The sequence below is a fragment of the Clostridium lapidicellarium genome, from assembly GCF_041224415.1.
GTDB classification, from domain to species: domain Bacteria; phylum Bacillota; class Clostridia; order Clostridiales; family Clostridiaceae; genus Clostridium_B; species Clostridium_B lapidicellarium.
This window is the reverse complement of the sequence record NZ_JBGFFE010000010.1, coordinates 44,287-69,420: the sequence shown is the minus strand read 5'-3', so window position 1 is coordinate 69,420 and position 25,134 is coordinate 44,287. Positions and strand designations below refer to the sequence as shown.

At 36.6% G+C, this 25,134-nt stretch carries 22 protein-coding genes, 1 tRNA gene and 2 riboswitches; of the genes, 18 read left to right on the top strand and 5 right to left on the bottom strand.

Annotation, left to right across the window (positions count from 1 at the left end; all coding sequences use genetic code 11):
* Positions 1–81: 81 nt before the first annotated feature.
* The 4 genes from thiE to AB8S09_RS08600 form a co-directional block, all read right to left on the bottom strand.
* On the bottom strand, positions 82–693 hold the full coding sequence (gene thiE, locus AB8S09_RS08615) for a thiamine phosphate synthase (RefSeq protein WP_369868933.1): 612 nt from the start codon (positions 691–693) through the stop codon (positions 82–84).
* Positions 684–1,493, bottom strand: coding sequence for a hydroxyethylthiazole kinase (gene thiM / locus AB8S09_RS08610; RefSeq protein ID WP_369868932.1), 810 nt, complete (start codon positions 1,491–1,493; stop codon positions 684–686). Before thiM ends, thiE begins: the two co-directional genes overlap by 10 nt.
* 44 nt (positions 1,494–1,537) lie before the next feature.
* The gene (gene thiD / locus AB8S09_RS08605) at positions 1,538–2,341 is read right to left on the bottom strand and encodes a bifunctional hydroxymethylpyrimidine kinase/phosphomethylpyrimidine kinase (protein WP_294184486.1); all 804 of its coding nucleotides are present in this window, start codon (positions 2,339–2,341) and stop codon (positions 1,538–1,540) included.
* Between the two features lie 66 nt (positions 2,342–2,407).
* Positions 2,408–2,511: riboswitch (TPP riboswitch) on the bottom strand.
* A 75-nt stretch (positions 2,512–2,586) separates the two neighbouring features.
* Positions 2,587–3,996: an amino acid permease gene (locus AB8S09_RS08600; protein ID WP_369868931.1), complete on the bottom strand. Its 1,410-nt coding sequence runs from the start codon at positions 3,994–3,996 to the stop codon at positions 2,587–2,589.
* A gap of 317 nt (positions 3,997–4,313) precedes the next feature.
* On the opposite strand from AB8S09_RS08600, the gene AB8S09_RS08595 reads away from it, so the two are divergent.
* From AB8S09_RS08595 to AB8S09_RS08540, 12 genes are all read left to right on the top strand, one after another.
* Positions 4,314–4,400, top strand: a tRNA-Leu gene (locus AB8S09_RS08595).
* A 100-nt stretch (positions 4,401–4,500) separates the two neighbouring features.
* Positions 4,501–5,121, top strand: a complete 621-nt coding sequence (locus AB8S09_RS08590) for a class I SAM-dependent methyltransferase (RefSeq protein ID WP_369868930.1) — start codon at positions 4,501–4,503, stop codon at positions 5,119–5,121.
* Positions 5,122–5,416: 295 nt separating this feature from the next.
* Complete coding sequence (locus AB8S09_RS08585; protein WP_369868929.1) at positions 5,417–6,100, top strand: GntR family transcriptional regulator; 684 nt, start codon at positions 5,417–5,419, stop codon at positions 6,098–6,100.
* 395 nt (positions 6,101–6,495) lie between these two features.
* A complete protein-coding gene (locus tag AB8S09_RS08580; RefSeq protein WP_369868928.1) occupies positions 6,496–8,598 on the top strand; it encodes an AAA family ATPase in 2,103 nt (700 codons plus the stop codon).
* A 62-nt stretch (positions 8,599–8,660) separates the two neighbouring features.
* Positions 8,661–9,314 carry an oxalate oxidoreductase subunit delta gene (locus AB8S09_RS08575; RefSeq protein ID WP_369868927.1) on the top strand — a complete coding sequence of 218 codons (654 nt, stop codon included), beginning with the start codon at positions 8,661–8,663 and terminating at the stop codon, positions 9,312–9,314.
* Positions 9,315–9,345: 31 nt separating this feature from the next.
* Complete coding sequence (locus tag AB8S09_RS08570) at positions 9,346–9,639, top strand: 4Fe-4S binding protein (protein WP_369868926.1); 294 nt, start codon at positions 9,346–9,348, stop codon at positions 9,637–9,639.
* A 27-nt stretch (positions 9,640–9,666) separates the two neighbouring features.
* On the top strand, positions 9,667–10,857 hold the full coding sequence (locus tag AB8S09_RS08565; protein ID WP_369868925.1) for an oxalate oxidoreductase subunit alpha: 1,191 nt from the start codon (positions 9,667–9,669) through the stop codon (positions 10,855–10,857).
* A 20-nt stretch (positions 10,858–10,877) separates the two neighbouring features.
* Positions 10,878–11,822 carry an oxalate oxidoreductase subunit beta gene (locus tag AB8S09_RS08560; protein ID WP_369868924.1) on the top strand — a complete coding sequence of 315 codons (945 nt, stop codon included), beginning with the start codon at positions 10,878–10,880 and terminating at the stop codon, positions 11,820–11,822.
* A gap of 161 nt (positions 11,823–11,983) precedes the next feature.
* Positions 11,984–13,276, top strand: coding sequence for an oxalate/formate MFS antiporter (oxlT, locus tag AB8S09_RS08555; RefSeq protein ID WP_369868923.1), 1,293 nt, complete (start codon positions 11,984–11,986; stop codon positions 13,274–13,276).
* Between the two features lie 410 nt (positions 13,277–13,686).
* Positions 13,687–16,185, top strand: a complete 2,499-nt coding sequence (locus AB8S09_RS08550) for an MBL fold metallo-hydrolase (protein ID WP_369868960.1) — start codon at positions 13,687–13,689, stop codon at positions 16,183–16,185.
* 118 nt (positions 16,186–16,303) lie between these two features.
* Positions 16,304–16,654: a hypothetical protein gene (locus AB8S09_RS08545; RefSeq protein WP_294180942.1), complete on the top strand. Its 351-nt coding sequence runs from the start codon at positions 16,304–16,306 to the stop codon at positions 16,652–16,654.
* The gene (locus AB8S09_RS08540; RefSeq protein ID WP_294180941.1) at positions 16,651–17,526 is read left to right on the top strand and encodes a diguanylate cyclase; all 876 of its coding nucleotides are present in this window, start codon (positions 16,651–16,653) and stop codon (positions 17,524–17,526) included. The genes AB8S09_RS08545 and AB8S09_RS08540 overlap by 4 nt, the downstream gene beginning before the upstream one ends.
* 90 nt (positions 17,527–17,616) lie before the next feature.
* Here AB8S09_RS08540 and AB8S09_RS08535 read toward each other — a convergent pair whose 3' ends face one another.
* Complete coding sequence (locus AB8S09_RS08535) at positions 17,617–18,519, bottom strand: D-alanine--D-alanine ligase (protein WP_369868922.1); 903 nt, start codon at positions 18,517–18,519, stop codon at positions 17,617–17,619.
* A gap of 174 nt (positions 18,520–18,693) precedes the next feature.
* Between AB8S09_RS08535 and pdxR the strand changes: the two genes are divergently transcribed.
* The 6 genes from pdxR to cbiB all read left to right on the top strand — a co-directional run bounded on the left by pdxR (position 18,694) and on the right by cbiB (position 25,128).
* Complete coding sequence (pdxR, locus tag AB8S09_RS08530; protein ID WP_369868921.1) at positions 18,694–20,145, top strand: MocR-like pyridoxine biosynthesis transcription factor PdxR; 1,452 nt, start codon at positions 18,694–18,696, stop codon at positions 20,143–20,145.
* Entirely contained in the window at positions 20,146–20,700 is a 555-nt protein-coding gene (locus AB8S09_RS08525; RefSeq protein WP_294180933.1) for an NUDIX domain-containing protein, read from the top strand. It begins immediately after the preceding gene.
* Between the two features lie 88 nt (positions 20,701–20,788).
* A complete protein-coding gene (locus tag AB8S09_RS08520) occupies positions 20,789–21,595 on the top strand; it encodes an energy-coupling factor transporter transmembrane component T family protein (protein WP_294180931.1) in 807 nt (268 codons plus the stop codon).
* Complete coding sequence (locus AB8S09_RS08515) at positions 21,592–22,317, top strand: energy-coupling factor ABC transporter ATP-binding protein (RefSeq protein ID WP_369868920.1); 726 nt, start codon at positions 21,592–21,594, stop codon at positions 22,315–22,317. Before AB8S09_RS08520 ends, AB8S09_RS08515 begins: the two co-directional genes overlap by 4 nt.
* 24 nt (positions 22,318–22,341) lie before the next feature.
* Positions 22,342–22,484: riboswitch (cobalamin riboswitch) on the top strand.
* Between the two features lie 126 nt (positions 22,485–22,610).
* Positions 22,611–24,125, top strand: a complete 1,515-nt coding sequence (locus AB8S09_RS08510) for a cobyric acid synthase (RefSeq protein ID WP_369868959.1) — start codon at positions 22,611–22,613, stop codon at positions 24,123–24,125.
* A 64-nt stretch (positions 24,126–24,189) separates the two neighbouring features.
* Positions 24,190–25,128 carry an adenosylcobinamide-phosphate synthase CbiB gene (gene cbiB / locus AB8S09_RS08505; RefSeq protein WP_369868958.1) on the top strand — a complete coding sequence of 313 codons (939 nt, stop codon included), beginning with the start codon at positions 24,190–24,192 and terminating at the stop codon, positions 25,126–25,128.
* The last annotated feature ends 6 nt before the right edge of the window (positions 25,129–25,134 follow it).

The window sequence follows — 25,134 nt, the reverse complement described above, 5'->3', positions numbered from 1 at the left end:
TATATAAAAAAATGAAGTGCTGTAAAATTATTTCTAAGAATAGTTTTACAGCACTTCATTCAGGGAATATTGTCAGGTTTATTATTTGACTAGTGATTGTGCAGCAGATTTTATGTCGTCTTTTCCTAAAATAGCAGAAATTACGGAAATACCGTCAACCCCTGTAGATAATACGTCCCTAAAGTTATGTTCATCAATTCCTCCTATGGCTACGGCAGGTATGTTTACACTGCTGTATATTTTACGAAGGCCCTCTATACCTATTGGAGTATCTATATCCTTTTTGGTCTTAGTGAAGAATACGCTTCCTATTCCGAGATAATCCGCACCATTTTTCTCTGCTTCTACAGCTTCTTCTACAGTACCTGCAGATATTCCTATTATTTTACCTTTTCCCAGTATTTTCCTTGCCATAGTCAGCGGCATATCGCTCTGACCGAGATGCACTCCGTCTGCATCTACGGCCTGGGCTATATCTAACCTGTCATTTATTATCAGGGGGACTTTGTAATGGCTGGTAACTTTTTTGACTTCCAGTGCTAGCTTGTAAAATTCCCTTGTAGAGGCACTTTTTTCTCTCAATTGAATTAGAGTGACACCGCCCAAAATTGCCTCTTCTACAGCTTTGGGCAAATTGGTATTTTTTAAAAGATTCCTGTCTGTAACCAGGTATAAGCTATAATTTATTTCCATGTTATTTTAGCACCTTCTTTTAATTTTTCTTCATTCAGCTGATATATGCAGTCCATGAGTTTGACTCTGAAACTTCCAGGTGCATTGGCTGCCTTAACAGCTTCTTCACCGGCTATGTTCATTGAGAGTATGGCACTTACGACAGCTGAAAATTTATCTTCAGAAGCTCCGCAGGCGGCCCCGCAGAGGGCACCCAGCATACAGCCGGATCCGGTGATTTTGGTAAACATTTCTGTCCCGTTTTCAATTATGGCACTTTTTCTGCCGTCTGATATAAAATCCTTTTTACCGGTGGCGGCAACTACACAGCTGCATTTTTTGGATAATGCTATGCAGCTCTCGAGGGCACCTTCTCCGGAATCTATTGAATCCACACCTCTTACATTGGCAGATTGTCCGGCTAAGGATTTAATTTCTCCTATGTTTCCCTTTATGACGTCAATTTTTCCAACCTGTGATATTCTATTTATGACTTGAATTTTTTTAACTGAGGCAGCACAAGCCACAGGATCCAGTATTACAGGCACATTGTGAATTTTTGCAGAAGTGCTGGCCAAGATCATGGCCTGTTCCTGTTCTTTGTTTAGAGTTCCCAAATTTATATACAGTGCAGATGATAATTTGACAAAATCAAAGACCTCGTCATAGGCTTCGCACATGGCAGGGGAAGCTCCGTAAGCCAAGAGAATGTTTGCACAGTCGTTTATAGTGACATAATTTGTAATACAGTGAACAAGTGGTACTTTATTTCTAACTTCTGATAATATTTTTGTTACTTTGTCTAAATTTGTACTACTCAAATTTTAACCTCCCTTAAATTTTGAAAATAATTATGAATTACAGTCTATTGGAAATCTATACCGGCTTTTTTATAAACTTCTATAAAATGTCCTACAGGACCAACACCGTGGCCTATGGAAAATGAATTTTCTATTGCCCTGGTTATATACTGCTTAGATAGATTCAATGCTTTTTCAGTGTCATAACCTTTAGCTAGGAAGGAAGCTATGGCAGAAGACAGGGTACATCCTGTTCCGTGGGTGTTTTTTGTATTTACTCTATGTCCTTTAAGAGTTAATATTTTATTTCTGCAGAGCAGTATGTCATTGGCATCGTTACACCTGTGGCCTCCTTTTACGAGAACATTTCCCGCACCTAGTTCCTTTATTTTAAAAGCTGCTTTTTCCATATCATTTTCGTTTTCAATTTTTAATCCGCTTAAAACTTCTGCCTCCGGTATGTTTGGAGTTACCACATCTGAAATCTCTACCATATTTTTTATAGCTGACTCGGCTTCGGGTTTCAGGAGGGAATATCCGCTTTTTGATATCATTACCGGATCAAGTACTATATTTTGAGCTTTATATTCTCTCAAAAGCTTTTTTATTACAAAGATAGTTTTACTGTTTGAAACCATTCCTATTTTTACCGCGTCTACCCTTATATCATCAAATATGGATCTTATTTGTGCCTCTACAATTTCGGGTGTTACATCCAATACATCCTGCACACCTATGGTGTTTTGAGCCGTGACGGCAGTAATTACACTCATCCCATATACGCCAAGTGCACTCATCGTTTTCAAATCGGCCTGTATTCCTGCCCCGCCTGAACTGTCAGAACCTGCAATTGTCAATACATTTTTCATTAAGAACACCTCTAATCAGATAATTTAAAAGGTGTATGCAGAAAAGCATACACCTAATAAACGCGAAATTATGTGAAATTACTTCCCTACGCCAGCTTTACCTGGATCAGGTTCAAAGGGTTAGAGAGCAGCTCTTCTCAGCTTAATAAAAAGCACCCCTACAAATTATTTTATTTTCATTTTTATTCTACTACAACGATAGGAGTTTGTAAATCAAACTAAATATTGTAGTTTGATTTTAAATTTTATTTTTCTTGATCCGATTCTTCTGATTCTTTAGATTTGAAATTCTTTTTATTTAATCCGAATATATAATAGCAGGCCAGTAAAATTGCAAACCAGATAGGTCCTACGATAAGGGCAACCATAGTATCTTTACCGAAGGCCAGCATTACTACGACAAAACCTAAAAATGCCAATACGATGTAGTTGAGATAAGGATATCCAAACATTGGGAAATGCAAATTTTTTACTTGATCTGGGGTAAGCCTTTTTCTAAACCTCAATTGTACTATTAATATTATAGCCCAAACCCAAATTGCACCAATTGTCGCTACACTTGTAACATAAGTGAATACCTTTCCAGGAAATAGAAAATTAAGAACAACTCCGATTAGAAGAAAAAGTGCTGAAACTATGATGCTGGTTGTTGGAACGTGAGTTTTGCCTAATTTGCTAAATGATTTTGGTGCCGTTCCTTGAAGAGAAAGATTGTACAGCATACGTCCAGTACTAAATATGCCGCTGTTACAGGAAGATAAAGCTGCAGTTAGCACTACAAAATTTATAATACCCGCTGCTGCAGATATGCCCATTTTGCTGAAGACTAAAACGAAGGGACTTCCACTTGTGCCAAGACTGTTCCATGGATAAAGACACATTATTACAAAGAGTGCTCCTACATAGAATATCAGTATTCTCCAGAAAACCTTGTTGATAGCTGATGGTATCGTTTTCTCAGGGTTTTTTGCCTCACCTGCTGTAACACCTATAAGCTCTGTGCCGAGATAAGCAAACATAACCATTGTTACTGAAACCACCGGTCCCCATATACCTTTTGGGAAAAATCCCCCATGTGTCCACAGATTTGAAATTCCAACAGGTTTTCCGGCATTGCCAATGCCAAATATAATCATAAGCAGGCCCATTACTATCATTGCGATGATTGTAACTACCTTGATAAGTGCAAACCAGAATTCAAATTCACCATAAGCTTTTACTGCAATCAGGTTTACACATGTCATTACTACGAGTGCTGCCAGTGCCGGAATCCACTGCGGCATAGTCGGAATCCAGAATTTAACGTATACACCTACAGCTGTGATTTCAGCCATACATGTTACTATCCACATAAACCAGTAGGTCCATCCTGTCATATATCCCGCCAGAGGTCCTATAAATTCATTGGCATAAGCGCTAAAAGATCCAGAAACAGGGTAAGAGGTGGCAATTTCACCCAGAGCTCTCATTATAACAAACATAGCTAGTCCTGATATTGTGTATACCAATAAAATTGCAGGACCAGCAGCCTGTATAGTTGTGGCAGATCCTAAAAATAGACCTACGCCAATTGCTCCTCCCAGTGCTATCAATTGAATATGGCGCTCTTCTAGGCCACGCTCGAGATTTTCATTTAGTGCGTTTTGTTTACTCATTGAAATCCTCCTTAGTAGCTAAATAAGTTTTAAAATAATTGTTTTAATTGGTTCAAAAATTGTTTAATTTAAAATTATCGCCCCCAATAACTGTAATATATTATTTAGAATATTCTTAAATAAATGATAGCATACTTTCTTTCATATAACAACTATGATTTAAAATTTTCATTTAATTTGCAATTATTTCTGATTTAAATAATGCAGTTTGAAAATATGTAGAAAATAGTGAATTGGAACCTGTATTTTATGTCTAATCAATTTTATATAACTCTTGACCGTGAATAATATTTGTGATAATATAATTTTTGTTACATGCCGAAGTGGTGGAATTGGCAGACGCAACGGACTCAAAATCCGTCGGTAGTGATACCATGCGGGTTCGACTCCCGCCTCCGGCACCATAAGGGTGAATGTAAAAAAGCATTTTGGAAAGAATTCTAAAATGTCTTTTTTTATATATTCCTAAAATATGAAGAAAATAAGTGGGAGTGGAAGACTGTCATGAGTAAAATTCCAGAAGAAATGAAAAACTTTTTTAACACGCGTGCGGATGTATATGATACTCAGCAAATTATCAATATCGATGGGGGAAAAGAATGTTATCATGAAATAGAAAAGTATGTTCCCGCATATACTAAAACACTATTGGATCTAGGATGTGGTACGGGTTTGGAACTGCATTCAATTTTTAAAAAACTTCCCAAAGTACAGGTCACAGGCGTTGATCTGGCGGATAAAATGCTTAAAAAGCTGGCTGAAAAATATTCAAAATATTCTATTAATCTTATAAATGACAGTTATCTTACCTTTGATATGGGAACTCAAAAATATGATACTGTGATATCCGTCATGTCATTTCACCATTTTACTCATATCCAGAAATTGAAGATTTACGGTAACATTTTCCGATGCCTTAGAGACAACGGTACTTTTATAGAATGCGATTACATGATTGGTTCAGACAATGCCGAATTGGAGACATATTACCTTTCACAAAGAAAAAAATTTGAATCGGATTACAATCCTGCGGGAAACCTCTGCCACTGTGACATACCATTTACGGTGAGTCATGAAATGTCACTTCTGAGGGAATCCGGATTTCAATCTGTTGAAAAGGTGTGAGGTGTTGAGAACAATATTATGATTGTATCAATTAAACAGTAAAAATAAATTTCACTTTTGTATTAATAATGAATAAACTGTGAATAACTTTAATTTTATTTTGATAATATGAGTGTATAATATAACAATAAATTGAAAGTTGAGAAATATCAAATAATTCTTTAAATATGATATTCTAGCAATTATGATCTGATATATTCTACTTGCATTTGATGTATCATAAGAATTATAATTAACTATAAGATGCAGGGCTTATGAAGATTTTCACTTAGAAAATTTTAAGGAGGTAGTGCAAGTGGAATATCAATTTCCGCCTATAAGATTTGATAATAGAGGATATATCAGAGATTCGGTATTTTCTATTTTACGCAATGCTATACTTGATGGAAAGCTGGAGCCGGGCCAAAGGTTGATAGAACGCAGTATTGCAGATCAGTTAAAAATAAGCAGGACTCCAGTACGCGAGGCAATCCGTCAGCTTCAGTATGAAAGATTGGTAACGTATATTCCCCGCAAGGGCGTAGTGGTTTCCGGTTTCAGTAAAAGTGACATTGAGGAAATTCAGCTTATCAGAACTGCATTGGAGGCATTGAGCTGCAGTATTGCAGCGGGAAAGATCAAAGATGAAGAATTAACCTATCTAAATTCAATAGTTGATCAGCTGTCAGCTGAAAGCAAAAAGAAAAGTAGTGGAAAATTAAGTGTCCTAAATAGAAAGTTTCATGAGTGTATCTGGAAAGCAGCAGATAGTCCTCATTTATACTATTTTATAAATACACTCTGTGAATACGTTAACAAATTTACCCATCTGACGTATACTAAGCCTGGCAGGATTCAGGAAGTGGTGTCAGAACATAAAGCTATAGTCAGTGCCTTAATGAGGCATGATAGTTCCAGTTCCTATGAAGCTATGAAAAAACATGTGGAGAAATCAGGGCAGATATTTCTTAATATGGCTTACCCGGATAAAAGAGGCTGATGTCTGTGTTGAATTTTACAATGATTATATTTGTTAAATAATAAATTTTCTGAAAATTTATTGAACTTTTTATTTGAGGATGATATAATAAAATCAGAAAATTTATTTATGGAATATAATGTAAAAATACAAGCGTGGTATAAAGTGAATAGATGCGATTGATTTAAGATGGGAAAAGTATTTGTATATTAAAATGGTATACCGTATACCATTTTAATATACGGTAATTCTTTATTTAAATAGAGGACAACTTAAATGTATAGTGTACAAAATTAAGTTGTAAGGAATGATAGAACGAAGGGGTTTCATCATGCAATAATGGTATACCGTATACCATTATTGTTTAAGAGCTTTGTTTATTTTGCAGCTTATTAAAGCTGTGAGGGGGTTAAAAAATGACTGAATTTAATTCCGTTAAATTGAAGGTTAAAGAGGGGCTGATAGAGGATTCCCACAGGGGTATTGTTAGAATCAACAGGGAAAATATGGATCAATTGGGAGCGGATATTGGAGATGTTGTGAATATAAAAGGTGAAAAAAGTACTGCGGCAAAAGTCTATCCGGCATTTAGCGACATTTATGGTCAACCTCTAATTCAGATGGATGGTGTAATCAGACACAATGCTGGTGTAGGTATAAATGGCAAGGTTATAATAAGTAAAGCTGAAGTTAAAATTGCACGTAAAATACTTCTTTCTCCTCTTGAGGATATCTACAATTGGACACAAGAAAATAAGATTGGGATAAAGAATTTGATAAAAGGCATGCCGATGGTCTGTGAGGATGAATTATCCCTGACTCTCTTTGGCAGCGGCAGATGCAGTTTTATTGTAAATGGTACGGCACCATCTGGAGTGGTTAAAGTTGATAATGAGACCGATATTGTTTTTGTACAACCTGAGTCTAATGTTGATGGATCAAGAATTACATATGAAGATATAGGGGGGCTGGATGAGCAGGTTCAAAAAATAAGGGAAATTGTAGAGCTGCCTTTGAAGTATCCCGGTGTGTTTAAAAAATTAGGCATTGAACCGCCTAAGGGTGTGCTGCTTTATGGACCGCCGGGTACGGGAAAAACTTTAATTGCAAGGGCAGTTGCTTCTGAAACAAAAGTTTATTTTGCCCATGTGAACGGACCGGAAATAATGAATAAATTTTATGGGGAAAGTGAGGCGAAATTGAGAGAAATATTTAAAGAGGCAAAGAGCCGGGCACCGAGTATAATTTTTTTAGATGAGCTGGATTCCATTGCCCCCAAGAGGGAAGATGTTCATGGTGAAGTTGAAAAAAGAGTTGTGGCCCAGCTCCTTGCACTGATGGATGGTCTTGAAAATCGAGGTCAGGTTATTGTAATCGGTGCCACAAATATACCTGATTCTCTGGATCCTGCACTTAGACGGCCGAGGAGGTTTGACAGGGAAATTGCAATTATGCCGCCCGATAGGGAAGGAAGGCTTAAAATATTACAAATTCATACGAGCTCTATGCCCCTTGACAAAAATGTAAAACTTGATAAGTTGGCTAAAATCACTTATGGATTTGTCGGTTCAGATCTTTCGGCACTTTGTAAAGAGGCCGGGATGATATCACTTAGAAAGGTTTTGTCAGGGAATGCAGATGGTATCAATGTTCCTCCTTTTAAGGTATCGATGGACAATTTTACTGATGCGCTGAAAGAAACAGAACCTTCGTCTACCCGGGAGTACTATTCGGAAGTTTCAGATGTAAAATGGGAGGACATAGGAGGGCTTGATAAAACTAAAAAGATTTTGCAGACTTTAGTGGAGCTTCCGTTTCATGACCCTGATTTATGTAGAGAATATGCCTTTACCCCGCCAAAAGGTATTTTACTGACAGGCCCGTCTGGTACGGGAAAAACTTTATTGGCAGATGCAGTTGGGAATTCTGTAAAAATAAATTTTATAAGTGTAAATGGTCTTACACTTATCTCTCACTGGATGGGAGAGTCGGAAAGAACCCTGAATGACGTATTTGTCAAAGCCAAGCAGACGGCACCCTGTATCTTGTTTTTAGATGAGTTGGATGGTATTGTCCGTTCCCGCTCTTTAGGGACAGACAGTTTAAGGGACAGATTTGTAAGTCAGCTTATAATGGAATTTGACAGCTTGAGAAAAGTTCAGGGAATTATAGTATTGGCTGCTACAAATAGAATAGATTTAATTGATCCTGTCTTGCTTAGGGAGGGGAGATTTGAATATGTCCTAGAATTGTCTTTGCCGGAAGTCAATGAGCGGGAGTCGATTTTAAAAATCCATTCTAGAGGTTTACCCTTGTCTGAAGATGTAGATTTCAGGTACCTAGCTGAAAAAACTGATAAAATGAGTGGCGCGGAATTGGCTGCCTTGTGCCGCAGAGCTTCATTTATAGCTCTTATGTCATCAGTAAAAAATGGCCTGAGAGTCAAGATAAATCAGGATATATTTAATCAGGCCATCTATGAAATAAATAATCAAAAGAGATTTAGGGGGGGTGGTTAGAAAAGTATCGACCTTGAAATTTGTTGTAATGTAAATCGTTAAAGAAAGGAAGATGGAATGAGATGTCAAGACAAAATTTGTTTGATGAACCGGGGCTGATGCAGATTACAGTTTGGGGTAGAGGAGTTTATGAAAATAAAGAAGCCAGAGACATAGTTGTTTCTTTAACAGAGGCAGCTGCATTGGAGGGAAAATATGTTCAGGCATGGGAGAATTATGTTGATCTTCCCGACCGTATCTATGTCCCGGTAAGGGCATATGGAAAAATTAGCCCTCAGGAAATTGAATCCAAATATGTTTATGAAAATGAAGCTCCTGATATTGTTGTTCTTACAGAAGAAACTCTTGTAAAAGGTGTGGATATTCTACGCGGAATAAAACAGGGGGCTGTACTTGTAATAAACACAAAGCGTTTGCCGAAGTATTTATTTGGATTTATCAAAAAAAACACAGAAAATCTTTCTAAAATTGTTACAGTTGATGCAAACAGTCTTTCAAAATCTGTTATCACTCTTTCCGGAGCTGAAGGTGCCACAGATGCCTCGGGAATTGGAAAGGGTATTGGAGCCGCGTTAGCTGCTGCTGTTGTCAAGGGTACTGAAATTGTTCAATTCGATAATTTACTTAAAATTGTGGCCAACAAGGATGTTGCAAAGAAGGCTTATAAACAAGCTATTGTCGTGGATGTAAATACTATGCAGCAAGCTTCTGTTTAGAAGTTAAAAAAATTTAAGGAGGTATTTAAAAATGGCTGTGCCGTATGAAAAAATTCCCTTTGCAGGTACTGTACCTTCACCGCAGAAAGAAAATGAAGGTATGGTTACCGGCAATTGGCGCACCAGGAGACCTGTATTGGATGCAGAAAAATGTGTAGAGTGTCAAATCTGCTGGATCAGCTGTCCCGATTCTTGTGTGAATCTTATGACTAAAGATAGTCCTATCACTTTCAATTTGAAATACTGCAAGGGATGTGGAATTTGTGCCGAGATGTGTCCTGTAGGGGCGATTACCTTAGTTCCTGAACTGGACTTTAAGGATTGAATTTATATTGGGGAGGTGAATTGAAAAATGAAAAGCAATATAAAGAGAATGTCAGGATGTGTGGCAACGGCCAATGCAATCAAATTGGCCAATGTGGATGTCATATGCTCGTATCCAATCCGTCCGTATACCGGAATTATGTCGGAATTAGCGAGAATGGTGGCGGATGGAGAACTAGATGCTGAGTTCGTTTTAGGCGAAGGTGAACATGGACAGCTCAGTGTAGTTTATGGAGCTTCTGCTGCCGGGGCCAGGGCTTTTACAGGCAGTTCAGGGGTAGGTGTAACCTATGCCATGGAGGTTTATTCTCCAATTTCAGGAGAAAGACTTCCACTTCAAATGGCCATTGCAGACCGTACACTGGATCCTCCAGGTGATTTTGGCTCGGAGCATACAGATGCATTGTGCTGTCGGGATCAAGGGTGGATTCAAGGATGGGCTTCTACACCGCAGGAGGCTTTGGATTTAAGTCTCATATATTATCGAATAGGTGAAGATCCGCGTGTACTTTTACCACAATTTGCCTGCCAGGACGGATATTTTGTATCCCATATTCTTGGTGAAGTTGATGTTCCGTCGCAGGAGCAAGTTGATGTATTTTTACCACCTTATAAGAACCGACATGTGCTGGATACAGAAAATCCTGTGATTATAGGTCCGCAGATGGAGCCGGAAATGGGACCCGGAACTCAGTACCAGAGGCATATGGCCATAGAAGGAGTGAGAAATGTATTTGATGAGGCCTATGATGAGTTTGCGGATATATTTGGACGCAGATATGATCCATGGCTTGAAGAATATATGACAGATGGTGCAGAAAGAGTTATTTTCATTCAGGGAGGACATGCCGAGACAGCCAAAAACGTGGCGAAGCACTTGAGAAATTTAGGTGAAAAGGTTGGTGTGGTAAGACTGCGTACACTGCGACCTTTCCCAACTGAACAAGTTCGGGAGGCTTTGAGCAGATTTAAAGTGGTAGGTGTGGTGGACAACTCAGTCAATTTTGGAATATCCTGCGGGGCAGGTGTCCTTCTGACTGAAGTCAGGGCAGCTTTGTATAATAACGATGAGAAAATAGAAACAATCGGATTTGTAGCAGGGCTTGGGGGTTCCATGATCACCCAGGATGAATTCTATAAGATGTACAGTATTATGAAAGATGCAGTTGATACTGGTAAAAGTAAGAAGCAAAGTTACTGGCTGCCATTTGAATTATAGATATGAAGGGAGGAAGTCAAGTGTTAGAAGAGATTAAATCTATTAAGGAAGCCCCGAAAGAGGAATATTATGTTCCAGGTCACCGTACTTGTGCCGGGTGCGGTCCCGCACTGCAGTATAGGCTGGTAGCCAAGGCAGCAGGGAAAAATACAATTTTTGTCGGTCCCACGGGCTGCATGTATGTTGCAAATACCAGTTATGGATGTGGTCCCTGGGCCGTTCCGTGGATACATGCACAGATTACCAACGGCGGGGGAGTTGCATCTGGAATATCGGCAGCATTTAAAGCTATGATACGTAAGCATAAGACCAGTGCGAAATATCCTAATATCATTGTGATGGCCGGTGACGGCAGCACTGCCGATATAGGACTGCAGTCCCTGTCTGCAGCTTTTTACAGGGGGCATAATATAGTATTTATTTGCTATGACAATGAATCCTATGCCAATACAGGTATTCAAGCTTCTCCAACTACGCCTTATGGAGCATGGACTACTTTTACTCCAGCCGGTCCGGTGGTTCCTGAAGGTAGAAAACTTATGCCTAAAGATATCACCAAGATAATGGCTCACGGCCATCCTGAACTAAAATATCTGGGCACTGCATCAATAGGTTATCCGCTTGATTTGATGAATAAAGTACGTAAAGCCTGTAATGCCGATGGACCTGCTTTTCTATATATACATGCACCCTGCCCGAAAGGATGGAGTTTTCCGGCGGAAAAAACAGTTAAGATTGCCAAACTGGCAGTTGAAACCGGGATGGTACAGTTGTATGAACTTGTGGATGGTAAGTATAAGTTGACGTATAAACCTGCTAAATTTAAACCGGTCAGTGAATATATAAAGTATCAAGGACGATTCAATCATCTTAAACCTGAACATATCGAAAAGCTTCAGAAATTTGCGAATCAACGCATGAAAGAAGTTGGGATAGAATACAGCGTGCCTCCAGTGGTAGAATAATAAATCTTAATCAAAATATAATAGTAAAAATATACAATTTACCTTACCCCGGATCAATTTAATAACTCCGGGGTTCTAATTAAAAGAAAGAAGGTGGTAATAAGCAAAAGTTCGGAAACAGATCTTTGAAAATTAAATATGAATTTAAGGAGGAATAATGCATGAACAATATTGACGAGATGAAAGCTAAAAATGTCAATGCATATGGATCAATCCTCGGTAACCGCTGGGTTCAACTTGTAGCTGCTGTTGTTGCTATGATAATGATTGCCAACCTACAGTATGCCTGGACCTTATTTACCACTCCTTTGGTTACGCAGTTAAAATCGTCTCTGGCTGTTGTCCAGTACGCTTTTACCCTGTTTATTATGTTTGAAACATTTGTTCAGCCCGCAGGAGGATATCTGCTGGATAGATTTGGATCAAAGCTTATGTTTATTATTGCAGGTCTGTTGATTGGAGTTGGATGGAGCATGATGGGACAGGTAAATTCTGTAAGCGGTCTGTATTTTGCTTATGCCATGGCAGGAGTTGGAGCAGCCATTGTTTATGGTGGATGTGTTAGTGTGGCGATTCGCTGGTTCCCAGATCGGCGAGGTATGGCTTCTGGTATAATAGCAGGTGCTTTTGGCCTTGGTTCAATGCCCTTTGTACCTGTGATCGACAGGCTGCTGCAGGGCAGTGGAGTTATGCAGGCTTTTCTGGTTACTGGAACACTACAGGGCATTGTAATTATAGTTGTAGCTTTGATTTTGCGTTATCCTGTAGGATCAAAAATGCCCAATAAGAAAGAGGAAATTGCCAAATTAGATCAGTTACAAATTGGGTTCAGTCCTACACAAATGCTTAAAACTCCTAATTTCTGGCTTATATGGTCCATGTTTTTTTCTATTAGTGTAGGCGGTCTTATTATTACAGCTAATACCAAACCTTTCGGAAAGGAAATGGGAATAGCTTCTTCAATTATTGTACTAGCAGTTATGTTAAATAGCTTGTCTAATGGAATAGGGAGGGTTTTCTGGGGATGGATTTCAGATAAGTTAGGACGTCCTCGAACTATGTTCATATCTTTCGGTTTAAATGCAGTATTTTTATTCATACTTCCTGTCATAGGAAGCAACAGTATATTCTATGTGATTTGCATGATGTGCATAATGTTTACCTGGGGACAGTTATTCTCACTGTTTCCGCCAACTAATGCAGATGTATTCGGCTCAACTTATGCTGCCACAAATTATGGATTTCTGTACAGTGGGAAGGGAATAGCCTCTATTTTAGGTGGGGGTCTCGGAGCATATCTAGCTAGCTCTTATGGATGGAATGTAGTATTTTCATGTGCTGCAGTGCTCTCACTATACGCCTGTATAATGTCACTGGTTTTGCCTCGCATACCAAAACCAGTGAAAAAACAGCCTGTGGTAAGTAAGAAAAAAGTTACTGAAACTACCCATTAATGTTTTCTTAAAGTTTCTTCACCATTACTCCTTACACTACATTATCAGTATAACATAAGCTCAAGACCATTTCAATAGTATTTGGTATACCAGATACCAATTTCTGTAGAGAGTATAATATGAATTATTTCAAAAATTTGGTTTATTAAACTAAATAAGTATAATTATAGAATGGCAGGGAAGGCTTATCATGCTGAATAGCTGTATTTTAGAAACTTTGGATGCTTTGTTGAAAATGGTTTTTTATTTTTCCTTTGTTTAATGTAAATCAATAGTTGTAAAATAAGGTATAACTTTTTTATCCGGGTTATGCCTTATTTTGATTATGTTAAGCATTGTATAAGATGACGTTTTCGTATAAACTATTTTATATGAGCTATTGAATATAGGAGAAGGGAGAATTGGATGATATGCATATTTCATTTCTGGGAGGAGCTCGTGAGATTGGTGGAAGCTGCATGCTGCTCAGGATATACAATAAAAATATATTACTGGATTGCGGCGTAAGACAAAATTCTTCCAAAGACGCCCTGCCGGATTTTAAACTAATTCAGGATAATGGAGGCGTAGATGCCATAGTAATAAGCCATGCCCATATGGATCATATAGGCTCTCTTCCAATTATAAGCAGGGAATATCCGGAAGCCAGAATATATGCAACTAAAATGACCAAGGATTTGATGAAGGTTCTGCTCTATGACAGCTTGAAGATTATGAACAACCGGGAGGGAGAAATCCCATTGTATGCAGAAAAAGATGTTGTAAATATGTTGAGCCGTGTGTTTCCCATAAACTATATGGTTAAGTTTCCCATATTCGACAATATGGTTCTCACTTTTTATATGGCAGGACATATAGCGGGAGCCAGCTGTGTTTATATTACCACGCCGGAGGGTTCATTTTTTTATTCCGGTGATTTTTCCCTGTTTTCTCAGAAGACAGTGGAAGGTCTTAAAATACCTAAATTGAGACCGGATGCGGCAGTCTTTGAATCAACCTACGGTGACAGGCTGCATTCAAATAGGCAGGTAGAGGAAGAAAAGCTTGTAGATGTAATAGACAGATGTGTCAGGGAAAAAGGTAAAATGCTTATTCCTGCCTTTGCTCTTGGAAGGGCTCAGGAAGTGATACTCATTGTAAAAAAGGCAATGAACAAAAATAGATTAAAAAATATTAAAGTTTATGTGGACGGGATGATAAGGGATATAAATCGAACTTATAAGTTAAATCCACTTTACCTTAAAAATTCTCTGGGGAAAAAAATATTAAAGGGAATTGAACCCTTTTATGATGACAATATAGTGGCCGTAAAAGATAATAGTACCAGAGAGAGGATATTGGAAAATGAAGAACCCTGTGTGATAATATCGAGTTCAGGAATGCTTACAGGAGGCTACAGTCAGTACTATGCAGAAAAGATAGCTCCCATGCAAAAAGGGTATATAGTTATAACAGGCTATCAGGATGAAGAGTCACCCGGGAGAAAATTGCTGGATCTTTTAAAGGACGAAAAAAACAAAAAATTGTGCTTAAACGGGAAAACTATCGAGGTAAAATGTAAAGTCGAGAGAATAGGACTTTCAGCACATAGTGATAAACTCGAAATAAAATCGTTGATTCACCTTTTAAATCCCAGAAGCATATTTATTGTCCATGGAGATGAAAATGTAGTGGAAAGTTTTTCCAGAGAACTTTTTGAGGAGACAAGTGGAAGGGTATATGCTCCTAAGTGCGGCGACAGCTATGCAATAGATATACATAAGCCCCGGAGACAGCGTAAAACATATATAAACAAGGTTATGAATTCCTACATGGAATTAGATGAACACAATGTTAGAAGCTTATGGGAATTTATATCCAAAAATTATGGAAAAAGGTTATTCACGGCAGAAGAACTCTTTTATATATGGAGGGGTTGTAATAAATTAGAAAAATCTTTCAGGGATTTTCAAAAAATTATAATTTACTCTCCATATTTTGAAAATGACAGCAAGAGGCTGTTTTTATTTAAATGTCAAGAAGAGGGGAAAGTACTGGAAAAATTAGACAGGAAGGAACTTAAACCAAATGAATTGAAAGAGATTGTACATAATTATTTTGGTAAATTTAATTTTAAAAAAGCCAGCTATATGTATGAGAACAGGGAAATTGTGTTGAATTTTGACTTTCCTGCCGTGGTAAATGCGGATATACATAATGTAATGAAAGATTTCCAGAAAAAATTCAAATGGCAGGTGAAAATAAACAACTCGGTAAATATAAATGAGGCCTCAAAAGTAATAAAGGAACTTTTCAGTCAGAAAAATGTCGAAAAAATATCATATAGGTTGGAAAAAAATGAGGTGACAGTAGTTTTAGACTCACCTGCCAACGCGATAGAAGACAGTGAAAAAAAATTCAAGAATATTACGGGGATAAATATTTCAGTTAGATATAAGGAAAACTTAGTTTCCAAGAATGCGAATGCCGTAATTGTAAAATCAGGAAGCAGACATGATGTTATGGAGCAAAACAGGGCTTTGCAGTTTATCGATGAATTTTTTGAAGATATGGAATTTAAACCCTATAAAAAGAGTATAAAATCTCATTTGGATGAAAAGTATATAGAACTGTCTTTCATAACTCCTGCGATAGGGAAAAAATGTGAGAAAACAGTTAAAAGAATATCGGATTTGACAGGGTGGAACATGAGTGTGTCCGAGAGTGCAAATCAGAATGAAATAATAAAAATGGCAGTTGAACTCTGCAAAATGGAGGGAATAGAATTGAAAAAAAATCCCTCTTTTAATAATTTTGATTTGAGTGTGAAATTAAAAATTAAAGAAGGTCATTTGAAGGGTGGTGGGGAAAAGTTAAGTAGAATAAAAAATAAATTCGAATATAAAACGGGCTGTGTTTTAAAATGGTAGATGAAATAAAAATACGACTTATTATATGCAAATATGACAAACATTAAATAATTTATAGAAGAATTAGACAAGATATGATAATATTATATGTGGATTATAGGAAGGAGACATGTTGTTAATGAAAAGTAAAAATCAAGGTACAAAGACAGCGGAAGTATCGATGTATTTTTCGGAATTTGAAGTACCTCCAATGCAGGATGTTCTGATCATTGGTAAAAGATCTCCTATTGGTCCGGAAGCTGCCAGAAGAATGGTAGACATGCTTTCACCAGAGCAATATGAAGTGATTAAAATAGAACATAGATTTATAGAGGCGGTTGTTATTAAGAAATCTTTGATAAATTTAATTCCCAAAGATAAGTTAATTTCCATAATTTTAGAGGAAGGAGGTAAAATTGCTGACGAAACAATGATTATAAAAGCACAAGTTAGTGTAACATTGCATGTTAGTAAATCCATAGATTTATGATACAGAATGTTTTAAGCATATCGGATAAAAATTTTGTGAAGGTTAATATGCTTTCTGGAGTGAATTCCATTCAGCATTATTTTTATGAAGATAATATCGAGTGCCTGTTGGTTTATAAATCCTGTGAATTAGTTGGCATAGTTACGGAAAAAGAATTGATTACAGCACATCCCAATAGAATAGTTGCAGATATTATGTCAAATAAATATGTGTGTGTAAAGGGAAGTACATATATATGGAAGGCATTGGAGATATTCAATCAAAATAATGATCTGGAAATTATGATAGTTAAAGACAAAAGTGAAATTACAGGATTTATTACAAGGACAATTTTAAAAATTGAATTGGGGAAGCACATCGATTTGCTTACAGGATTTTATAAAAGTGATTACATATTTTACAATGCCTATAAACTGATTGAGGAGAATAAGAGTATTTCAGTTATATTTATGGATTTGGACAATTTTGGCTTTATAAATAAAAAATATGGCCATATAAATGGAGACAAGGTGTTAAAATCAGTAGCTTCTATTTTAAAGAAAAATATAAGTGCATACAATAATATTTATTTTTGCAGGTATGCAGGTGATGAATTTGCCATTCTCACTTGTTATTCCTTAAATGAAAATGAGGCACTGGCAGATCGTATAATATCCCTGGTAAGGAGAAATATTTTTTCAGAAAAAATTTTGGTTTCAATATCCATAGGTATAGCGGGGTGTAAAGCAAGAAATCTTCATGAAAAGGCTGATATATTGAGCTGTATAGATAAATTGATCAATGCAGCAAGTTTAGCTTCTACTAAAGCGAAAAATATTGACAGACATTTATTTGTAGTAAAGGATATAGGCGATATTTCAACGGACAATTGAGGAAATTTATAAAAAATCTCCTTACCTAAATCACTATAATCCACAATTCGTAGATTGACTGGTAAAGAGATTTTTTAAATTTAAAAACTATTATTGCTTATTTTTAAGAGAATATTTAATTATTTTATCCAGTAATTCCGTAAAAGACATGTTTACTGCGTTTGCACTTTTGGGAAAAAGGCTGTTTTTTGTAAGACCTGGAAGAGTGTTTAATTCCAATACATAGGGAATATTATCCTTAACTATCATGTCGACCCTTACGTAGCCGGTACATTTCAGAACTTTCCAGCATTTAAGACATATTTTTTCTATTTTGTCTTGCAGAGATTTTTCCAGTTTAACTATTATCTCATCTGATCCGCCATCCGCATATTTTGAAGTATAATCGAAAAAATCGGATTTTGGTCTTATGGAAATGAGGGGGAGCACCTTGCCGTCTAACATACAGCAGGTCACTTCATCACCTTTTATATATTTTTCAATTATTATTTCATTGTCATAGTCAAGGGCCAATTTTACGGCATCCTCTACATATTTTTTTTCTTTTACTATACTGGTGGCTACGCTTGAACCTCCACAGTTTGGCTTTACAACTACAGGATAGCCCATATCATCCAGGTATCTATAATCTATTTCATCTGTTGAATTAATACATATCCATTTTGCAGTATTGATTCCTGTAGATTCAAATATTTTTTTACTTATATCTTTGTCCATACATATGCTGCTTGTCAGAGGACCGCAGCCTGAATAAGGTATGTCCATAGTTTCAAATACAGATTGTATTACGCCATCTTCTCCAAATTTTCCGTGAAGTGCTATAAATGCAAAATCTATGTCCCTGGTTTTTTCAAAAGCGTCACTCTTTTTATCTATTACAATAGGTTTTACCTCATACTTGTTTTTATCCAGATAGTTTGTTATTTCCCTGCCTGAATTTAATGAAACTTCTCTTTCAGAAGATATTCCACCCATAACTACTCCTATTTTCATTTTGATTCCTCCGTGAAATTTATTATTTTACTTGGTTCTTTATTATTTATTCTATACATTTGTCCTGTAAAATAAAGAACCACGCTGTGACTATTTTTCTTCTACTGTGGTTTCGAATATTATCCTTTATTTATGCAGTTTATTGTGTAAAATATAATTGAGGTGAAATTTAATATGTTCTCTGATATGAAAATAGAAGACAAGAACAGCAAATTTGCATATATACAGATAAGGGATTACATAAAGGGCATGATACTGAGGGGACTGCTCAGGGCAGATGAAAAGCTTCCCTCATCCAGGGAAATGGCCTCAATGTTAAACATAAGCAGAAACACAGTAATGTATGCTTATGAATTTTTACAGGATGAGGGTTTTGTTTACATAAAAAAAGGCAGGGGTACTTTTGTCTCAGATGTAAAGGTAAGTACCCAGGAAAAATGGGATATAGACTGGGAAAATAAAGTAAATGCATATGGGAAACTTTCGGAGAAACTGGATATAATCAAACATGAGACAAAATGGAAAAGAGGGATGATATCTTTCAAAAGTATAGCTCCGGATGAAAATCTTTTTAATATAGAGGAATTTAAGAAATCTTTTTTAAACCGCATGTCTATAGAAGGGAAAAAAATACTGAATTATGGATATGCCCAGGGATACAAGCTTTTAATAGAATATCTCCTTAAATATATGGAAAATAAAGGCGTGGATATAAAAGGCAAGGATATACTTATAACAAATGGTTTTACTGAAGGATTTGATCTGGTACTGTCCTGTCTTACAAATAAAGGTGACAGCATACTGTGTGAAAATCCCACCCATAACACGGCTATTAAGATTATGAAATTACATGGACTCAATATAAAGGGGGTGCAGATTGGAAGGAAAGGTGTAGATCTAAATGAACTAAAAGAAAAATTAAAGAAAGAAAAATTCAAGATTTCCTATTTCATACCTTCCTATCACAATCCTACGGGCATTGTAATGCCTCCAGAGAATAGGGCAAAGTTGTATAATATACTTAAAGGCTGCAATGTGCCTATAATTGAAGATGGTTTTAATGAGGAGCTGAGATATTCAGGTGCCCATGTGCTTCCGATAGCTGCTATTGCAGGAAAAGGCAATAGTGTCATATACATAGGAAGTTTTTCAAAAGTCCTGTTTCCGGGGATAAGGATAGGATGGATATTGTCAGATAAGGTGCTTACGGGATACTTGGAAAGTATCAAGAGGGCGAGAAATATACATACTTCTTCTCTGGATCAGGCAATTTTCTATGAGTATCTGCAAAGCGGGGATTTTAATAAATATATCAAAAAAGCCAGAAGAATATACAGGGAAAAATATGAATTTGCATTGAAGTGTGCCAAAAATTATATACCCAGCAGGGAAATACTCGGTGAAGGAGGGATGCATATTTTTATAAAATTAAAGGGAATAAATTCCAGACAACTTTTAGAAAAATGCTGCAGGAAGAATGTCATATTTACTCCAGGAGATATATTTTATGTGGATGATAAGGGGCAGGACACTTTGAGGCTTGGCTTTTCAAGAGTTAGTAAAGAGGATATAAAAAAAGGTTTTAGTATAATTGGAGAAGAAGTTAGAAATTTGGGAGGCATATAATTGAGAAAATTATCGCAAAAAACACTTTACAGTGGAAATTGGATTAAATTGAATGAGATAACTTATGAGGGAAAGAGTCATGAGCAGTTGAAATGGGAAAGCATAGAAAGAACCAATACTACCAATACAGTTGTCATAATAGGAAAAATGGTTCCATCTAACAGATATATACTCATAAAGCAATATAGACCTGCCATAGACAACTACATTATTGGATTTCCTGCAGGACTTGTGGAAAAGGGCAGTTTGCCTGAGAATGCACTGAGAGAATTAAAAGAGGAAACAGGTTATACGGGGAGGGTCAAATCTGTAGGTATTTCCCTATATTCCAATGCTGCCCTGCTTACAGACAGGATAAGAGTGGTAAAAGTTGAAATAGATGAAAATCTGGAGGAAAATAAGAACCCCAAACAGAATTTAGAAGCAGCAGAGGATATAGAGGTAATTGCACTGAAGAAAGAGGAGCTGAAACATTTTTTCCTGAAGGAACAGGCAAATGGAACTGCTATAGCCATGGGACCGTGGTATGTTTTCTTTGGAATGGAAGGTATATAGCACAGATCACAGGCCGTTTGAAATATACTTGTGGTTATGATATATTTTTATCATGAGTAAACTATAATCTGAAATTGCAGGTGTAATTATGAAGGATTGGCTTTTAAAAAAGGATAATTATATTCCGCCAAAGGACAAGGATAAATTTATAGATAAAAGCATTTTTTCTATATTACATCTTTTGTCCCTTATTAAAAGAAACAACAGAAGTGAAAACAGCCTTTTATACAGTTTGAATCCCATAGTAAAACTATTTTTTACTATTTTATGTATAATATTTTTGTCTTTATCCAAGAGCTTTTATTATGTACTTTTGGTGGATGTATATTTTTTGCTTATATTGAGTCTCTTGGATATAGGGGAGATAAAAAAAATATTGATTGTGAGTGCAGCTGTACCGATGTTTACTGTTGTAATGCTCATACCTTCTATGGTTATGGGTAATGTAAGAAACAGTGTTTTGCTCATATTAAAGATAGCTGGGACTATAATTTCTATAAACACCCTATCTTATACTACCAAATGGCATGACATGATAAGGGCCTTAAAAAAGTTTTTCATACCGGATATTTTTATTTTGGTTTTTGACATAACTTTAAGGTATATTTTTATTTTGGGAGAGTTTGCTTTGGACATGTTTTATTCTCTTAAACTCAGATCCGTGGGAAAGAATAATCACAAATATTCTTCCATTTCAAAACTTATGGGAGGTCTGTTTTTAAAATCCAAGGAAATGGGGGATGAAATGTATTCTGCCATGGAATGCAGGGGATTTACGGGAGAATATGTATCTCATAGTAAATTCAAATTTAAATTTGCAGATTTTCTATATTCGGCGGCTGGGATTTTTATAATAGGTATGTATTTTTACATAACTGGAATGAGGTTGATATGATAGAGCTTAAAAATGTATTTTTTAAATATAAGGATGAAGAAGTTTTAAAAAATATAAATCTCAAAATAGGACAGGGAGATTCTATAGCACTTATAGGTGCCAACGGCAGTGGAAAATCAACTCTTTTAAAACTGTTAAATGGCATAATATTCCCTTCGAGCGGAGACTATTATTTTAATAATGTACTGATATCCAAAGATAAATTGGAACAAAGTGATTTTTCCAAAAAGTTTCATAAGAAAATGGGATTCGTGTTCCAAAATTCCGATGCACAGCTTTTTTGTTCAAATGTATATGAAGAGGTGGCCTTTGGTCCGAGACAAATGGGAATGGATGAGGCTGAAGTGGAAAAAAGAGTGAATGATTGTTTGAATCTTCTGAATGTAAAGGATCTGGAAAATAAGGAACCTTACAATATAAGTGGAGGGGAAAAAAAGAGAGTCGCCATAGCCTCTGTACTCGCTCTTAATCCAGAGGTACTGGTTTTAGACGAACCCATGAGCGGAATAGATCCCAAGGGTAAAAAGTTTTTAAATGATCTGTTTAAAAAATTGAACGGGGTTGGAAAAACTATAATATGTTCTACCCACGATTTTGAATATGTGAAGGGACTTTTCAGACGTGTATTGGTGTTTTCGGAAGATCATCGCATAATAAGAGACGATGCTTACAGCAGGGTGATACAGGACAATGATTTTTTGATAAAATGTAATATTAAATGACTAAATTGGTTGACATAAAAAGTGTAGTATAATAAACTTAAAGTTATAATTGAATAGTTATAGGTTAAAAGGGAATGCGGTTAGATTCCGCAGCAGCCCCCGCTACTGTATTTGATTGTGAGTTATGGATCATAAGCCAGAAAACCTGCCTAACAAATTGTTTTTGCTTTCGGAGGGAAAGAAACTTTTATTACGTTTAAATTTTTAGTGTAAACTGGATTTTTATGTTAAAAGCGATGAGCTCTAAAGCTCGTCGCTTTTGTTCTTAAAACAGTATTAGAGGAGTGGTTATGGTGACGAAAATTATGATTCAAGGTACGGGTTCTTCTGTAGGTAAAAGTATAATTGTTTCTGCCCTTTGCAGGATATTTAAACAGGATGGATATTCAGTATGTCCATTTAAATCTCAAAATATGTCGTTGAATTCCTATATAACTTTGGATGGAAAAGAGATGGGCCGTGCCCAAGTGCTTCAGGCCTATGCTGCAGGACTGCAGCCGGAAGCGTATATGAATCCGATACTATTAAAGCCTACTTCGGATAAAAAGTGCCAGATAATAGTAAACGGTAAAGTATATGGAAACAGCACAGCTATGGAATACCATAATATGAAGCTGGAGTTTAGGGACATGCTTAGAGATCACTTTAAAAAGTTGGAAGAAAATTTTGATATAATAGTGATGGAAGGTGCAGGAAGTCCTGCGGAGATAAATTTAAGGGATAGGGACATCGTGAATATGGGTATGGCTGAAATAGCAGATGCTCCCGTTCTTTTGGCCGGTGATATAGACAAGGGAGGAGTATTTGCCTCTCTTGCAGGTACAATGCTGTTTTTTAATGAAGAAGAGAAGAGAAGAGTTAAGGGAACAATAATAAATAAGTTTAGGGGAGACATAGATATATTAAAACCTGGGCTCAAAATGCTTGAAGATGTTATCAAAGTACCCTGCCTGGGAGTTATACCTCATTTTAACCTGGCACTGGAAGATGAAGATGCGGCGGTGCAATTCAACAAAAAAGTTACGGCACCTATAGATATAGCTGTAGTAAAACTGCCACATATTTCTAATTTTACAGATTTGGATGCCCTTAAAAGTGAAGATGATGTTTCTGTGAGATTCATAACTTCTGTGGAGGAATTTGGGAATCCGGATTTGCTTATAATTCCCGGAAGTAAAAATACCATAGAAGATTTAATTAAAATCAGGAAATGCGGTCTTGAATCCTGCATTAAAAAATACAGCAAAACTGGAATTGTAATAGGAGTATGTGGCGGCTATCAAATGCTCGGCAAAACCATAAGTGATCCCTATAAGACGGAAACTGACGTCGGGGGGGCGGATGGAATAGGTCTTCTGGATATAGAAACTGTGTTTGACAGGGAAAAAGTCACTACTAGAGTAAAGGCCGTAAGTGATATGGATTTCCCGTTTATAGATAAAAATGGATCTTTGGAAAAAAAGAAATTGAATGTGTATGGATATGAAATTCATATGGGAATATGCAAATATGGCATAAACGCCGGGCCGCTGTTTGAATTTACAGAGAAAAACAGAAAAAAAGTTCATATGAAAGATGGAGCTGTGAATACAGCCCAAAATGTTTTTGGAACTTATATACACGGTGTTTTTGACGCCGTTGATTTTAGAGAATATATTTTAAACAGAATAAGACAGAACAAAGGACTGAGCTATAAAAAATCCAAAATATATGAAAACCTCAGAGAGGGCGAAATAGAGAAACTTGCCCATATAGTACGAAGAAGTCTTGATATAGATAAAATATATGCTATTATGGGCATCAAATGATAGATATGCTTAGCAAATACCAGAAGGAGGGATTAATTTGCCTTTTTCCCTTGTATATATAAATATTATAGATCTCCTTGCAGCAGTTGTACTGGACTGGATATTTGGAGACCCGGGTTGGTTCCCGCATCCTGTCATATATATAGGAAAACTTATATCCTGCTTAGAAAAGAAAGGAAGAAAAATTTGTAAAACAAATGGCAGTTTAAAAGCTTTTGGAGGGTTGATAGTTTTAACAGTAGGAGCTGTAAGTTTTATTGCACCGTTTGTATTACTTGTGATTTTGAGAAGACACCTGATTTTATATAATTTGGTGAATACATTCATTATCTGTACGACTATTTCTGCTAAATGCCTGTCGGTGGAAGCCAAAAAAGTTTATTTTGCTTTAAAAGAAAAAAATATTGAGAAAGCGAGGCTGAAGCTCTCTTACATAGTTGGCAGGGATACTTCTAATTTAAGCAGCGGAGATATAATAAGGGCAGATGTGGAAACGGTAGCTGAAAATACATCCGACGGAGTCATAGCACCACTTATATATGCGGCTGTATTTGGGGCACCTCTTGCTATGCTCTACAAGGGCATAAATACTATGGACTCAATGCTTGGATATATGAATGAGAGGTATAGATACATAGGATTTTTCCCGGCTAAAATAGATGATGTATTTAATTTTGTACCTGCTAGAATCACAGGGGTGCTTATGTGCATAATGTCCTTTACAGTAAGGGGGAATCCAGTAAAAACCTTTAAGATAATGATAAGGGACAGGAGAAACCATAAAAGCCCCAACTGTGCATATCCCGAATCTGCAGCAGCAGGAGCTCTCGGAGTACAGCTCGGCGGCACTAACATTTATTTTGGCGAGGAAGTGTATAAGCCAACCATAGGAGATAAGCTTGTTGAATTGAATTTTGAGCATATAAAGTATTGTATAGATCTTATGTATTTTACAGAAGTACTCATGATGATTTTAATGGCACTGGTGATCCAGGCCGTTTAAATAAAA